The sequence below is a fragment of the Sphingobium sp. B8D3A genome (assembly GCF_025961995.1).
GTDB lineage: Bacteria > Pseudomonadota > Alphaproteobacteria > Sphingomonadales > Sphingomonadaceae > Sphingobium.
Genome location: NZ_JAOQOS010000001.1, coordinates 2,083,462 through 2,098,761, shown reverse-complemented (window position 1 = coordinate 2,098,761; position 15,300 = coordinate 2,083,462). Strand labels below are relative to the sequence as shown.

8 protein-coding genes are annotated in these 15,300 nt (G+C 62.0%); 1 reads left to right on the top strand and 7 read right to left on the bottom strand.

Annotated elements, in window-relative coordinates; translation table 11 throughout:
* Positions 1-82 precede the first annotated feature (82 nt).
* The 4 genes from M2342_RS09645 to M2342_RS09630 all read right to left on the bottom strand — a co-directional run bounded on the left by M2342_RS09645 (position 83) and on the right by M2342_RS09630 (position 8,882).
* Positions 83-1,663, bottom strand: coding sequence for a sulfatase (locus tag M2342_RS09645; RefSeq protein WP_264578916.1), 1,581 nt, complete (start codon positions 1,661-1,663; stop codon positions 83-85).
* Between the two features lie 70 nt (positions 1,664-1,733).
* Positions 1,734-4,034: an arylsulfatase gene (locus M2342_RS09640; protein ID WP_264578915.1), complete on the bottom strand. Its 2,301-nt coding sequence runs from the start codon at positions 4,032-4,034 to the stop codon at positions 1,734-1,736.
* A 17-nt stretch (positions 4,035-4,051) separates the two neighbouring features.
* The gene (locus M2342_RS09635; protein WP_264578914.1) at positions 4,052-6,337 is read right to left on the bottom strand and encodes an arylsulfatase; all 2,286 of its coding nucleotides are present in this window, start codon (positions 6,335-6,337) and stop codon (positions 4,052-4,054) included.
* A 184-nt stretch (positions 6,338-6,521) separates the two neighbouring features.
* Positions 6,522-8,882, bottom strand: coding sequence for a TonB-dependent receptor (locus M2342_RS09630; RefSeq protein WP_264578913.1), 2,361 nt, complete (start codon positions 8,880-8,882; stop codon positions 6,522-6,524).
* A gap of 138 nt (positions 8,883-9,020) precedes the next feature.
* Between M2342_RS09630 and M2342_RS09625 the strand changes: the two genes are divergently transcribed.
* The gene (locus M2342_RS09625; RefSeq protein ID WP_264578912.1) at positions 9,021-9,908 is read left to right on the top strand and encodes a LysR family transcriptional regulator; all 888 of its coding nucleotides are present in this window, start codon (positions 9,021-9,023) and stop codon (positions 9,906-9,908) included.
* A 22-nt stretch (positions 9,909-9,930) separates the two neighbouring features.
* Here the strand turns inward: M2342_RS09625 and M2342_RS09620 are convergent, their stop codons facing one another.
* From M2342_RS09620 to M2342_RS09610, 3 genes are all read right to left on the bottom strand, one after another.
* On the bottom strand, positions 9,931-10,845 hold the full coding sequence (locus M2342_RS09620) for a cation diffusion facilitator family transporter (protein WP_264578911.1): 915 nt from the start codon (positions 10,843-10,845) through the stop codon (positions 9,931-9,933).
* Between the two features lie 205 nt (positions 10,846-11,050).
* On the bottom strand, positions 11,051-12,130 hold the full coding sequence (locus tag M2342_RS09615; protein ID WP_264578910.1) for an amidohydrolase family protein: 1,080 nt from the start codon (positions 12,128-12,130) through the stop codon (positions 11,051-11,053).
* A 14-nt stretch (positions 12,131-12,144) separates the two neighbouring features.
* Positions 12,145-15,270, bottom strand: coding sequence for a TonB-dependent receptor domain-containing protein (locus tag M2342_RS09610; protein ID WP_264578909.1), 3,126 nt, complete (start codon positions 15,268-15,270; stop codon positions 12,145-12,147).
* Positions 15,271-15,300: the final 30 nt, after the last annotated feature.

Sequence of the window (15,300 nt, the reverse complement as noted above, 5' to 3'; positions counted from 1 at the left end):
GTCCGCTCGCTCCAAGCGGTTTCGGACAAGTGCGGTAACGTGCAGGACGAAATTCTGTCATCTTGCACGCCTGCCAAAATTATCAGGATCCGCCCTGACAGGATATGTTCAGTCCCTTCATGCTCCCGTCGAACAGGCTGCCGACCTCGGCTTTGGATATCGGAAACTCTTCCAGCGGGTCGTTCGCGAGGTTGTAATAAGCGCAGGAGGGATTGCCCGTTTCTGACTTGATATACAGCAGCTTATAGCGCTTGTTGCGGATGGCGACCTGCCGCTCCCTGTCTTTCAGAGGGATTACGGTTTCGGATATGATGAAGTCTTTCTCCTCGTCACGGACGCTGTCCTTTCCGTCGAAGAGGACAGGCGCGAGAGACACCGAATCCAGCGGAATCATGTTGCCGGCGCGATTGGGAACCTGCTGCGGCTTGGCCACATGCGCCAGATCGAGGACGGTCGAGTAGATATCGACGACGTGTGTCAGCGCATCGCTGTAGCCCGGCTTGATGTCCGGCCCCAGCATCACCAGCGGAACCCGCATGCCACTTTCATAACCGGTGCCCTTGGCCCTGCCCTTGGCCGTCAGGTACATATTGTCGATGAAATCGACCGCCGGGCGGCCATACATAGGCGTGCCATTATCGCCCAGAATGATCACATAGGTGTCCGGGCTGAGCTTCTTGAGCTCCTTGAGGAATATACCGAGAACCGTATCGGTCGAATTGGCCCAGGACCGGTTCAGGGCCGGCGGGGAGCACTCGCCGAGCTCAGAGGTGCCGAACTTTCCGCCACACGCCTGAATCTCGGCGCGGGACTTGGCATCGAGCGTATCCGCATTCGGTACGAAGGACGGCTGCGGTCCTGCCGTGATATGGACCATGTTGAAGGCGAGCCAGGCGAACCACGGCTTGTCGGGCGCTTCAGCCTGGTTGCGCTTGATCCAGTTGAGCGTATCGGCGGCCCGCACGACCGGCTCGAAACTGGTCGGCGCGATGCCTGGCAGTGAGCGGACCGGCGCCGGCTCGGTTCGCCATTCCGAGTCAGGGCTGGCAGAATCCTGCACTTGATAATCATGATGCCAGTAATCGGTGATCGCCCCGTTCAAATTGCCTTCGAACAGCGCGAAACCGGCTTCCTTGGGCTTCATGCCGGGATATTGGTTAAGGCCAGCCATGTGCCATTTGCCGAACACCGCGGACGTGTAGCCGGCCGCCTGCAGATCCTCCACGAAGGAATGCTGCTTTTGCGACAGCCAATCCTCATAATCGCGCAGTCCCGTATTATGGGCGTACAGGCCCGTGAGCATGGATGCGCGGGTCGGTGAGCAGAAGGGCTGTGCCCAGGCGTTGGTGAAGGTGCGCCCCTCCCCCGCCAGACGATCCAGCACGGGGGTGGAGGCCGGACGCCCCTTGATCGCCCGGTAATTCGGATGATTGAGCCCCGAGGGTCCGTACTGCTCCACGAGACGATCGATCATGCCAGGATACATGTCGGACACCGCGTCAACGCCCACATCATCCAGGATGACGAGGACGATATTCGGTCGGGCCTTGGGCGCATCTTCGGTTCGCGCGACGCCGGGTTGTGCCCACAGCATCAGCGAGAGGCCCAGCGCGCTTGAGGTGGCCTTGAAAGCGGCTGCCGAGACTTTGACGAATGTTTTCATGCGCTTGTTATCCTAGATTCGGCCAGGACAAGGGAGGCGGCAGCTGGCTGCGGGCCCCTTCCCTCTCAGTTCACTTGGTTGATTTCTCGAAGGTGACGCGGTCGATCGAGAGTTCGGACATGGCCGGCTCGGCCATGTTCTCCAGCAGGGTGCGGACATTGTACCGGCCGATCACACCGCTGCCCCGCAGCGGATAATAGACCGCGACATCCTGCGACTGCACCACCTTGCCATCCACGATCATGGCGATCGTCGCAGCGCGCGGGCCGACCTTGGGCGCGGCCGTGACGGAGATGCTGACATCATGCCGTCCGACGGCGACTGGCTCGCCCTCCAGCCGCACACGCTCGGCTTCCCGCCCGCTCGGGTTGTAGAGATAGGTGGGGCGACCATCCTGCATGATCAGCCCCCCGCCCCCGGCCTCATCCCCGATGATCACGATCGGCCCTTTCGCGTTCGTGCTCGCGGTGGTGATCGCGGCGCGCATGGTCCAGTCCATGCCGAGGGCCGGGAACGTCCCCTGCGGATAACGGGTTGGCCCCGGATAATAAGTGAACTGGTTGCGACCATCGACCAGCGAGGGCCGCTTCCCCGCCCCCACACGGCCGATCAGGTCGGCCTGGATCGGATTGACCTGATAGCGGCGTGCCGCCTCCTCAAAATCCTTCTGCAATTCGGCCAGTTTCTGGGAATATTGAGCGGCCAGATCGCGCGACTGCGAATAGTCCTGCGTGAGGTTGTAGAGCTCCCATTTGAACGTCGACGGGTCCAGCGGGGTGGTAGACCGGTCAAAGGGCGCGCGGGGCGGCGTGGTCGAGGCCAGCCAGCCATCCTTGTAATAGGAGCGGTTGCCCAGCATCTCGAAATATTGCGCGCGGCGCGTGGAGGGCGCGGTCGCGTTGCCAAAGCTATAGACCATGCTGACGCCGTCGATCGGCTGCTGCGTCACGCCATCGACTTCCGTCGGCGGCACGACGCCGGCTGCCTCATAGATCGTCGGCGCGATATCGATCACATGGTGGAACTGGCTGCGGACCTGCCCGGTCGTCTTGATGCGCTGCGGCCAGCTGATGACCAGCCCATCGCGCAACCCGCCGAGATGCGAGGCGATCTGCTTGCCCCAGGGGAAGGGTGCATTTTGCGCCCATGCCCAGCCGGCATTGTAGTTCGAGTAGCTATGCGGGGTTCCGTTCTGGTCCGATGTTTCGATCAGTTCCGCTTCGGTCGGCTCGATACCGATCAGGCTCTGCAACTCCTGCACCGCGCCACGCCGGCTATCCATGCTGGCGCCATTGTCGCCCTGCAGATAGATGATCATGGTGTTGTCGAGCTGGCCATTGGCCTCGATCTCGCGGATCACCCGGCCAAGCTGGTCATCGAAATAGGCAAGCTGCGCGGCCGCCACCTCCATCTGATGGGCATAGGTCCGCTTGGCTTCCGGACTGAGGCTGTCCCAGGCCGGCACCGCATCGGGCCGAGGCGTCAGAACCGCATTGGCCGGGATCGTGCCTGACTGCTTCTGCCGGTCGAAGATCTGCTGGCGCATGACATCCCAGCCCATGTCGAACCGCCCCTTGAAACGCGCGATCCATTCTGCCGGCGCCTGATGCGGCGAGTGCATGGTGCCGGGGGAGAGATAGACAAAGAAGGGATTGTCGGGCTTCTGGCTCCACTTCACCCGCAACCAGTCCACCAGATGGTTGGTCATGTCCTTGTCGAAAATGTAATCGCCATCCTTGGGGGGCTCGATGGCATTGCGGTTTTCGATCAGCTCGGGACGAAACTGGTCGCTGGCGGCGGCATTGAACCCGTAGAAATAGTCGAAGCCCATCCCGTTGGGCCAGCGATCGAAGGGGCCCATCGGCCCGGTTTCCCAGACCGGCGTATTGTGATTCTTGCCGAAGAACGCCGTGTCATAGCCATTGTCGCGCAGCACCCGTGCGATGGTCGCCGCGCTTTTAGGCATGACAGAGGTATAGCCCGGCTCATCGATGGCGACGTTGGTGATCGAGCCCGAGGCGACGGCATGGGCATTGCGGCCGGTGAGGAGAGCCGCGCGGGTGGGCGAGCACATCGCGGTCGTATGGAACTCATTGTACCGCAGGCCCCGCTTGGCAAGGGCGTCGAAGGTCGGCGTCGGGATCAGGCCGCCGAAGGTGCTCGCCGACCCGAAGCCCACATCGTCGGTCATGATCAGCAGCACATTCGGCGCGCCATTGGGGGCGCTGGGTGCCTTCGGATAATAGCGCCATTCCGGCGCTTGCGTGCGATCTGCGGGCTCTTTCGCCATCGCTGCGCCGCCGTGGGCCAGGACCAGGAGCGAGAGCGCCGTCGATCCTGCGATGCGGGCGATACGGGATTTCATGGGCATGATCGGTCTTTCCTGGTTTACCGGGCGTTCTTGCTGATCGTGACGGATGCGATGTCGCAGGTGCAGCGGCTTGCGACTGGCGCCACGGACGGGGTGTAGGAGAGCGGCGCCGTACCGGTGCGCCCGATATAGGCATCGCCACGGCCGCGGAGGGCCTGGCTTACCGTCGTGGACGCGACCTCGGCGCCGTCGACCCTGAGGCGTACGGTAGTGCCGCCTGCGGGGACGGGTTCGAAATCTACCGCAATCTTGTAACGGCCCGCTGGCAGCGCATCTCGGGGAGAAATCTCCACCGGCGTCCCGGCACTGCTGGGATTCACGATGAAGGTGGGGCGCCCTGCGTTCAGCACCAGCGCCATGCCGCCAAAATGGTCCCCCTGCACGTAGATCGGCCCACTGGAGCTTGGGCCCGCAGTCGATACGTCGGCGGTCACGGTCCAGCCGGCCGCGATCGTCGGGAAAGCGTAGTTCGTATACCGCGTATCGCCGGGGTAGTAAGTGAAGCTGGTCCTCTGCCCGAGCAAGGACGGCCGGAACTGGGGCTCCATGCGCGTATGAAGATCGGCGTTCAGGGGGTAGACTGCGTATCGACGCGCGGCGGCGTCGAAATCCGCTTTGAGCTCTTCCAGTTTCGCGGGATGTTGGGAGGAGACATCCTCCGTCTGGGACCAGTCGCTCCGGAGGTTGTAGAGCGCCCATTTGAAATCGGCCGGCTGTGTCTTGGCCGCCCCATCCCACGGGGCCCGGCCCGGCAGGGTCGATGCCATCCAGCCATCCTTGTAATAGGCCCGGTTGCCCAGCATCTCGAAATATTGCTCGCGATGCCGCTCTGGCGCCGCCGCATCCTTGAACGTGTAGAGAAAGCTCGTCCCATCGATGGGCTGCTGCTGCACGCCGTTCACGACGTCGGGCGCGGAAACGCCTGCGGCCTCGAAAATGGTCGGCGCGACGTCGATGACATGGGTGAATTGCTGGCGGATCGCCCCGCCCTTCTTGATCCCCGCCGGCCAGCTCACCACCATCCCATCGCGCAGGCCGCCCAGATGCGATGCGACGCGCTTGCCCCACTGGAACGGCGCGTTGGTCGCCCAGGCCCAGCCGGCCGGATAAGTGCCGAAGGATTTTGGGCCACCATAGTCGCCCATCGCGGCAATCAGGTCTTGGTCGGTCGTCGGATTGCCGGCGATCACCCGGAGCAGGTCCGCACTGCCGCGCAGATCTTCCTCGCTCGCGCCGTTGTCGCCCTGGATATAGACGACCATGGTGTTGTCGAGTTGGCCGTTCCGTCGCAGCGTATCGAGCACGCGCCCGATCTGAAAATCGAAGAAAGCGAGCTGCGCGGCCGCCACTTCCATCTGCTTCGCGTACGCGCGCTGAACCTCGGGGCTGACCTGATCCCACGCCGGAATCTGCTCCGGGCGCGGAGAGAGCTGAGCGTTGGCCGGAATGATGCCCTGCCGTTTCTGCCGCTCGAACGTCTGCTGGCGCAGCACGTCCCATCCTTGATCGAACTGGCCCCTGAAGCGCGCGATCCACTCGGGCGGTGCCTGGTGCGGCGCATGCGTCGAGCCAGAGGCGAAATAGGCGAAGAAGGGATGCTCCGGCCGCAGGTTATGCTGCACGTCAATCCAGTGGATCAGCTTGTCGGCAAGATCCCGATCCAGAATGTAATCGGGGTCCTCTGGCGCCCGCACGGTGTTGCGATTCTCGATCAACGCGGGATTGAATTGATCAGCATAGGGCGCGTTGAACCCGTAGAAATAATCGAAGCCCATGCCGTTGGGCCAGTTGTCGAACGGCCCGACCGGCGTGTTTTCCCACACGGGCGTATTGTGATTTTTGCCGACGAAGCTGGTGTCATACCCGTTCAACTTGAGCACTTGGGCGATCGTCGCGGCGCTCTTGGGAATGACGGACGTGTAACCGGGCGCATCGAGGGACACATCGGCAATCGATCCGCTTCCCACCGCATGATGATTGCGCCCGGTCAGGAGTGCGGCGCGGGTCGGGGAGCACATCGCGGTCGTGTGGAAGGCATTGTAGCGCAGTCCGCTCTGCGCCAGGGCATCGAAGGCCGGTGTCGGGACGGGTCCGCCAAAGGTCGAGGCCGCGCCGAAGCCGACATCGTCAGTCATGATCAGCAGCACATTGGGTGCGTTCTTGGGAGCGACCGGCTCCTTGGGATAGGCCTGCCAAGTCTGCACCGGCTCATCGGCCGCGACGGCCGGCACCGGTTGCATGGTCAGGACCGGCAATGAGGCGACAAGGAGAGAGAGGCGGAGCTTGGCAGAGCGGGGTGACATTGGGGCAGTCCTCTTATTCTGGCTCACGCATCCCGCGCGCAGCGAACTCTCACTTTCCGGGCCGGCGCTTCTTCCGGATCGTGATCGTCAGACCCCATTGTGAATGTTCCGCCTGCGATCAGTTGCATCAGAGAAAACCTCACATGCCCTGCCGCCCGGCGCGTGTCCGGGCGGCAGGAACGGATCAGAACGCCCGCCTGACGGTGAGCGACCATTCACGCGGCGCGCCGGGCGTCCCGATGACGAGGCCGATCGGCAGGCGTGTCTTGTTCTGGTAGTAGAACTTGTCGGTGAGGTTGGTCACGGCGAGCGAGACCTTCCAATCCTCATCGGCGGACTGCCAGGTCAGTCGACCATTCAGCATCGTATAGGCCGGCACCAGGGACGCCGGGTTATTGTCCGAATTGGTGTAGAAGGACGACTGATAGGCGAGATCGAGGCGCGGGGTCAGCGTGCCCGCGTTCCCGACGAGGATCTCATATTGCGCACCAGCGCTGACCTTCCACTCGGTCACGAAAGGCGCGATCGAATTGAGCGTGATGCCGGCAATCGTGGCGCCCGCCGCGCCCAGCTTCGTGAGCTGGAAATCGAGGTAGCTGACACTGCCGTCGAACGACAGGCCACGGAGCGGATTAACGGTCAGTTCCGCCTCGAACCCCTTGAACCGGGCGTCGCCGGCATTGGTGGGGGTCGCGTTCTGCGGTGTCAGGACAACCCCGTTCACAACGGTTGGCGCCGTGTTCGAGAAGATGATGTCCTTGTAATTGTTGATGAAGGCAGACGCATTCAACCGGACAGCGCGATTGAGCAGATCGCTCTTGAAGCCGATTTCATAGGCTTCCAGCGATTCAGGATTGAACGGCACCACCTGCTGAATGACGAACGGCCGCGGATTGACGCCACCACCGCGGAAGCCCGTGGAATATTGCGCGAACACCATCAGATCGTCGGTCAGGCGGTAGTCGATATTGGCGCGATAATCCCAGCGCTTCCCGCTGTAACTGCCCACCGCACCGTCGATGAGGCGCTGTGCGGTATAGCTCACCTGGCTCGTGTTGAACGGGTTGAAGCGGCGGAAGTTATAGTCCTTCTTGTCGTCGGTGTAGCGAATGCCGCCGGTCAGGTTGAGACGATCCGTGAGATGCGCCGTGACATGGGCAAATCCGGAAACGCTGCGTGCCGGAATGGTGTCATCCGAATAGAAGACGGAAGAGGTCGCAGCCCCCGGCGCAATGATGCTGCCGCCTTCGATATAGCTGGTGGCCTTGTAATAATAGCCGCCCAGCGTCCAATCCAGCAGCCCCGAAATGCTCGTGCCATTGAGGCGCAGTTCCTGGGTGAACTGGTGGTGGGTATTGGTGATGTTGTTGGTGTTGATGCCATAGGGCGTCGTGTCAAAATCCGTGCCATAGCGGCCGGATATGCTTTGATACGAGGTGATCGACTTCAGAGCCAGATCAGGGCCGAGCTTCCAGTCGATCGAACCAGAGACTTCCCAGGTGCGAAGACGCGTATTGGGCTGCCACACGACCGTATTGTGGCTGCCGCCGGCATCGGTGAATGCGGGCGTCGTGTAATTGGCGTAGTTTGTGTACGATTCCGGCCCGGTGATGAAAACGTTGCGGTTGGTGATGCCGGGCGTCAGCGTCGGCGCCACCGTAATCGCGAGCAGCTTGGTTGCGCTCGGCTCTGAATCGTCCACCAAACGGCTGGCCGCCACATTGACCTCGATGTCGTCACTGGCGATCCAGCGCATAGCGACACGCCCGGCGGTGTACTTCGTGCCGCCTTCCTGTCCGATCACGCAATCTTTGCCAACCGCGGCAGAGGCCGTGAACACGCCGTTAGTCGGGTAGACGCAGCCGAAATCCAGCCGGTCGAGATAACCCTTCTTGCTGCGCGTGGCGCCCGATACACGCACGAAGAGCCGGTCCGGCACGAGCGCGAAATCGCCTGCACCGCGCAAGTCGAGGCGGTCGAAGCTGCCCGTTGTGGCCTCGATGAAGCCGCCTTCGCCCGAGGGTTTCTTGGTGAAGAGCTTGACCGCGCCGCCGATGGAATTCTTGCCCGCCAGCGTTCCCTGCGGCCCGCGCAGGATCTCCACGCGCTCGAGATCGAGCAGGTCCAGCTGAGACCCGAAAACCGTGCCATGATAGACATCGTCGACATAAAGGCCGACGCCCGGCTCATAAGCGAAGTTGGTATCCGCCTGTCCGACACCGCGCACATAGATCGCCGCGCCAGGGCCGAAGGCCGAGGTCGTCGGCTTCAAGACGACGTTGGGCGCGCTGTTCGTAAGATCAGTGACGGTGTTATAGCTGCGCGACTCCATCATCGCGCTATCCATCGCGGTAATGGCGATCGGCGTGTCCTGAAGACGCTGCGAGCGGAACTGGGCGGTCACCACAATATCGCCGACGCCCCCATCGGCCTCCTGCGCGCTATTGTCGGTTGTGGCTTGTCCCTGTGCCATAACAGGCGTGACGGCAGATAATGCGACGGCCACGACGCTGGCCCGTACGAGTAAAGTGCGAATCTTGGACACGATTCCTCCCCCTTATAAACATTGATCCGTCCCCTCTCGCGGGCCGGTTGATCGTCAGTTCGGAGGAAAGCGCTTGAGAAGCAATGTACCGGCGGGCTATCACCGTGATAACCAATTGGTTATCGGTATGGTGTGGGTATGGCGACGACGAGACAGCTCGAGATTTTTTTGGCGGTGGTGGAGGCCGGCGGATTCCGCCGGGCTGCGGATAAGCTCGACATCAGCGAAGCCTCCGTCAGCAAGCAGATAAAAGCTCTGGAACGCGCGTGCGGGGCGGCCCTCTTCGACCGCGCGGCTGGAAAATCGCCGGAGCTAACCAGCGGCGGTCAGCGCACGCTGAAACTCGCGAACGAAACCCTTCAGCTTAAAAAGCAAATCCAGTCGCCGAAATTGAACGCAGGTATCGAAGAGGATTTGGAGTTTATAACGAGACCTTATTTCTTCGAAACATTCGTGAAGCCTAAAATAAAAATTATCAATGAAGCCGTTTATCCGAGCAAATTGCGGTTGACGATCCTTGAATCGACAACGGAGATCGTGAATCGTCTCTCCACAAATCACAATGCATTCTGCATCGCGAGATTATATGTGCAGCAGAATGATCAGGTGAATTTTCATTATCTCAAAAAATCTCTAGCCTCGGTCTATGTTCCTACGAACATTTATAAAATGTGCGTGGATGGAAAAATAAACATCGAAGATTTGCCTTATGTCACTCCGAGCTCCAATCACGGAGTTAACGAGATTTGCATCAAGGAAATTCAATCCCGCGAATTTAATCACAACATAATCCAGTCTCAGGTTTTTTCAGACCAGATTATTGCGGAAGCCATTGAGAGGGGCGCCAAGACGTTCCTGCTCGATCATCACGCCCGCTCTGCCGTTGAGAGTGGTGACATCGTGAAATTATCTCATGACGAAACGACGTTCTGGATTACGTTCGTCTGCAGCAAGAAAAGCTCAGATGATATTCAAAAGAGAGTTTTGAGCTCGATCAGGAAAGTCTTTGATCAGGAGATGTTCTAAGTCGGTCGGGGGCGTCGCGTTCTCATCCGTGCCGATGCTCTTCCGCGCAGGTAAGATCGGGCGCTTCGGTCTGCACCGTCACATGGTGAATGGCGAAGCGCGATGCGATGGCCTTGGTCACGGCCATGCGGATGGCATCCGCGCGCCCCTCCCCGGTCAGGGTGACATGACAGGTACAGCTGATATCGTCGTTCGACATCGACCAGACATGGAGATCGTGGACATCGGCGACACCCGGCACGGCAGCGATAACGCGGCGGACCTCGCCCAGGTCGAGCCCCTGGGGCGTGCCTTCCAGTAGGATGTTGGTGGTATCGCGTAGGAGGACCCAGGTCCGCGGCAGGACCCACAGGCCGATCGCGATCGCCACGGCCGGGTCAATCCATGTCGCCCCGGTGAGGCGAATGGCAATGGCACCCGCGATCACCCCGATTGAGCCGATCATGTCGGCCCATACCTCCAGATAAGCCCCTTTCACGTTGAGGCTCTTGTCCTTGCCGGCCGAAAGGAGCCGCATCGAGACGAGGTTCACCACCAGCCCGATCGCCGCGACGATCATCATGCCCAGGGATTGCGTCTCCTGCGGCGCGTTGAAGCGCGAGATCGCTTCGGTGAAGACGTAGATCGCGATCATGAAGAGCAGAACCGCGTTGAAAGCGGCTGCCAGAATTTCGAACCTTCGATAGCCGAACGTCCGCTTGTCATCGGCGGGCCTGCGGCCGATGCGGATGGCTAGCAGCGCGATCCCCAGAGCTGCCACGTCCGTCAACATGTGCGCTGCGTCGGAAAGCAGGGCGAGGCTGTTGAAGACGAACGCGCCCACCACCTCCGCGACGAGATAGATCGAGGTGAGGATGAGAGCCAGGACCAGCATCCGGGCGCTGGCTCCGGCGGTATGATCATGGGCGTGCCCACCACCGTGATGATCATGCGCCATGTCGGACTCCTTCCATCGCCAGCTTGTGGGCATTCGCTGCCTACGCCATCCGTGCGCCTTAGCGCGCGTATAATGTCAGCAGAACGAACAAGCTCAGCAAGGTTGCCGATATGAGGCCGCCAGGCCGGCCCGCCTCAGCCAAAAGAAACAGGCCGCACCAACCCAGTGGTGCGGCCTGCCCTGTTTTTGCTTTCGCCGCTGTGGCTCAGATCTTGAAAAGCTGCTGCGCGTTGGTGCCCAGGATCTTGTCCCGCTGCACCGGCGGCAGCGCGCTGACCCTTGCCTTCACGCCGACCATGTCCTGGATGGAGAAGGGATAGTCCGAGCCGTAGAGCACCCGGTCCTCGCCCACTTGCTTCACAAGAAATTCGAGCGTGGGCTGGTCATAGACGATCGCGTCATACCAGAACTTGCGGAAATAGGCGCTCGGCGGCTTGTTGACGAGCCGGCGGCTGGTGGTGTTCTCCCACATCTTGTCCATCCGGGCGATGAGGTAGGGCAGCGTGCCGCCGCCGTGGCAGGCGATAAGCTTCAACCCTTCGAACTTGTCCATGAAGCCTGTGAGGATGAACCGCGCATACACCAGCGCGGTATCGCTGGTGAAACCGATGGTGTTGGCGAGGCCGAAAGATTCCACGCCCCACTTCTTGATGTCGACCATCGGCACAGTCGGGTGAATGAACGCCGGCAGGCCGGATTCCTCCACCGCCTTCCAGACCGGATGGAAATGCTCGTCGTCCGGCAGCATGCCGACCATGTTGGTGAGCAGGCAGAGGCCAGCGGCGCCCATGCCGCGCACGCGGGCGAGTTCCTCGATGGCGGCATCGGGATATTGCCAGGGTAGCGAGGCCATCCATTTGATGCGGCCGGGATATTTCTTCTCCGCCGCCGCGAAGTCGTCATTCACCTCGCGCGCGGTCTGGATCGCAACCTCGCGGGTGCTCCAGAACACGTTCGGCGCCGTGAGGCTGATGATCGCGATATCGACCCCGGCCTTGTCCATGGCGGCAATGCGCATGTCGAGGTCGGTCATATCCGGCGCCAGCCGCACGATCGGCGCGCCACGATAGGAGATCGTTTCGTCCGGCTTGGTCGGGAGGAGGCTCGTGTCCGCATCCGGGTGCTTGCGCAGCATTTCCACCCAGCGCGGGGTGAAATTGTGGGTGTGAACGTCGATGACAGGCACTTTCGCGCCGCCGCGTCGCTGCGCGCTGGCATTGCCGGCCATAGCAGCAAGGCCGAGGCCCGCCGCGCCGGTCAGAATATCTCTGCGTTCCAGGGTCATCTCTTTCTCTCCTCTTAAAATTTCAGACGCACGCCGGCGCGGTAGCTGCGGCCGGTCTGGTCAAAGAAAACAGGGTTGGTCACCGAGTTGCCCGGCGCGATGGGCGGGTCCGTATCAAACAGATTATTGATCGCGGCATAGATCTGCATCGTGGAATCCCCTGCCCCACCGATGGTGTAGCGCAGCGAGAGATTGAAGGTCAGCATGTCGTCGACGACATTATTGTTGATGCTGTTGGCCAGGGTGTTGCTGTAATTGGGATCGTCCGGCCCGATCAGGCTCGCATCGTAGCTGCCCTTGGGAATGTAGTGCCCCTGCACCGTGGCACCGAACGGTCCCTTCTCGAAGGTGAAGGTCCCATCCAGCGTATATTTAGGCACGCCGATCGGGCCGCCGACCTGACGCCCGGTCTGCCCGGCGCGGTCCAGAGAGCCCGTCGCATCCACCTGGATCAGATCGAACACGCGGGTCGCCAGCAGGTTGATGGCGATGCGGTTATCGGCCCCGAAGCGCTTCGAGAAATCCAGCTCGAAGTCGATGCCGCGCGTCTTGATCTGGTTGACGTTGAGATACTGGTCCACCACGTCCGTGATCAGGCCGCTGGGGCCGGTGTCGCGCGTGATCAGCGCGCAATAGCTGGCCCCGCCCGCGTTACAGCGATCCGTGATCACCTGCGCGCCGACGAGGTCGATCGCGTCGCGGATCTTGATGTCGTAATAATCCGCAGAGAAGCGCAGGCCAGGGATCATCCGCGGCTGAAGCACGACGCCGGCCGTGGTGGTATCCGCAATTTCCGGCCGCAGGGACTGGTTGCCGCCCCGGAACACGCGGGCAAGCACCTGACTGCTGTTCGAGATGTCGAAGATGGAGCCCTGCGAGGCCACCAGCGGGGTATAAAGCTCGGCGGCGTTGGGCGCGCGGATGTCGCGCGACCGTGTGCCACGGAAGCGCACGCCCTCGACCGGCTCATATATGCCACCGAGCTTCCAGGTCGTCACAGAGCCGCTGGTGCTGTAATTCGTGCGGCGGATCGCCCCGTTGAACTCGAGCAGTTCTATGCCGGGCATGTCGCGGAGCAGCGGAACGACGGTTTCCGCATAGCCTTCCACGATGTTGATCGTTTCCGGCCCGAAGGACGAGGCGTTTGCGATGTAAAAGCCGTTGGTCAGCGAGATCGGGTCTGCCGTGCCGCTCACACGCTCGCTGCGATACTCGCCGCCCACCGCGATGGAAACCGGGCCGGAGCCGAAGTCGAACAGATCGCCCCGCAGGTTGGCGGCGACCACATGCTGCTGAAAGCGCGTGCGCTGTTCGGAGGTGCCGAAGCTGTAGGCGCGCGCCGCCTCCGAGAAGCGATACTGGCCGAACAGGTTGAGGGGCTGACAGCCCGTCGCGGCCGCGCGGACCGCAGCATTGGGGCTGAGGGTCGCACGGCACACGATATTGCCATTGTCCACCCCGGTGCGGAACCGGCCTTCGTCCACGGCATCCAGCGCCCGCGTGAAGTTGGCGGTGATGCGGTTGTTCTCGACGATCTGGCTCGCGTCGGTCTGGCCGAATTGATAATAGGCATCCGCCTTCCAGCCATTGCCCAGATCGGCATCGAAACCGCCGACGATGCGGAAGGTCTTGGTGACATTGTCGCCCACCGCCACGCCAAGATCCTGCCCGACGCGCCCGAAGGTGAGCGTCTGCGCGCCAAGCGTGGTCATCTGATTGACGATCGACCGCGGCAGATAGGGGTTGTCGCGATTGATGGTCAGATTGGTGTCGCGGGTCTGCGCGCCCGGCGTGATGACGCGAACCCGGCCATAGGACACATCGATGAAGGGCGTCACCGCACCCAGCTCATATTCGGTGCGTCCGTACAGGGCGTAGCGCTCCACCGGCACTTTGAGCACCCCGGCGGACCGGAAGGCGTTTTGCCCCTGCCCGCTCCCGCCCTGCATGAACAGCGTCGCATATTGCCCGCGCACGAACGGAACCGGGTTGCCTGCATCGTCGAACTGGATCGTCGCGAGCGCGGTCGGGGCGTTGATCTTGCCGGCGTAGGTCTGTGTCGCCGTGCGCACGTTCGGGCTGATGATCCGCGCGGCCTGGCCGTTGGTCCGGTAGGCGGTGTTGGTGAGAACCTGCCATTCCTGCGCACACAGATCATAGCTGTAGCAGCCGCCCATGCCGCGATTATTGTTATACTCGCCGCCGATGATGATGTGGCCGCGTCCACCGGCAAAGCTGGTGCCCGCTGCGGCGGCGATCAGCTGATCGCTATCCTCGCCTCGCTCGGAGATGCCAGCCTGCACATTGACCCGGAAGCCCTGCAGCTTCTTGTCGAGAATGAAGTTCACGACGCCGGCGACGGCATCCGAGCCATAGGCCGCCGAGGCACCGCCCGTCACGAGTTCGACGCGATTGATGAGGATGCCGGGAATGAGATTGGTGTCGACAGCGCCGGCAATCGTGCTGGGCACGAACCGGCGCCCGTCGACCAGAACCAGCGAGCGCTGCGCGCCCAGACCGCGAAGATCGACCGTGCGGGCGCCACCGGCGCCAATGGTCACGCCGGACGTGGTTGGCGAAGTGGTGGCGCGAAAGGCCGGAAGCTGGGCAAGCGCCTCACCGACGCTGGCCGCCGAGGTATTCGCCAGACGCTCGCTGCCGAGCTGCGTGACAGGCGTCGGCGCGGTGAAGCCGGAACGGGCGATCCGTGAGCCCGTGACGACAATCGCATCGCCCTCCTCGGCCTCCGGCGCCGGCTCAGTCTGAGCCATGGCTTGCGGCGCAGGCGCGGCGGGCGCTGGTGCGGCCATGGCGGCGGCAGGCCGCGGCTCCATGCGCACGACGGTGAAGCCGCTGCCGCGCTCCAGCGGCTGCAGAGGGGCGCTTCCCAACAGCCGGGCCAGCGCTTCCTTGGGCTCATACTGCCCTTTGATCGGCACCGACGGCCCATAGCCGGTGGACGAGGCGGAAAAGACGATCGACGTGCCGCTCTGCAGCCCGAACGTCCGCAGGGCTGAAGGCAGAGGCTGCGATGGAATATCGAAATCGACCGGCTTGGCCTGCGCTGCCGAAGCGACCAGCGCGGTCGCCGCCGCGCCGAGCATCAAGGCGCCGCGCGTGTTGAAACCAGACATGAACATGAAAATCCCCTCACCTGTTTTTAGACTTCT

Coding starts and splice junctions, on each gene's coding strand:
- M2342_RS09645 (WP_264578916.1), bottom strand. CDS start 1,663: ATGAAAACATTCGTCAAAGTCTCGGCAGCCGCTTTCAAGGCCACCTCA.
- M2342_RS09640 (WP_264578915.1), bottom strand. CDS start 4,034: ATGCCCATGAAATCCCGTATCGCCCGCATCGCAGGATCGACGGCGCTC.
- M2342_RS09635 (WP_264578914.1), bottom strand. CDS start 6,337: ATGTCACCCCGCTCTGCCAAGCTCCGCCTCTCTCTCCTTGTCGCCTCA.
- M2342_RS09625 (WP_264578912.1), top strand. CDS start 9,021: ATGGCGACGACGAGACAGCTCGAGATTTTTTTGGCGGTGGTGGAGGCC.
- M2342_RS09620 (WP_264578911.1), bottom strand. CDS start 10,845: ATGGCGCATGATCATCACGGTGGTGGGCACGCCCATGATCATACCGCC.
- M2342_RS09615 (WP_264578910.1), bottom strand. CDS start 12,130: ATGACCCTGGAACGCAGAGATATTCTGACCGGCGCGGCGGGCCTCGGC.
- M2342_RS09610 (WP_264578909.1), bottom strand. CDS start 15,270: ATGTTCATGTCTGGTTTCAACACGCGCGGCGCCTTGATGCTCGGCGCG.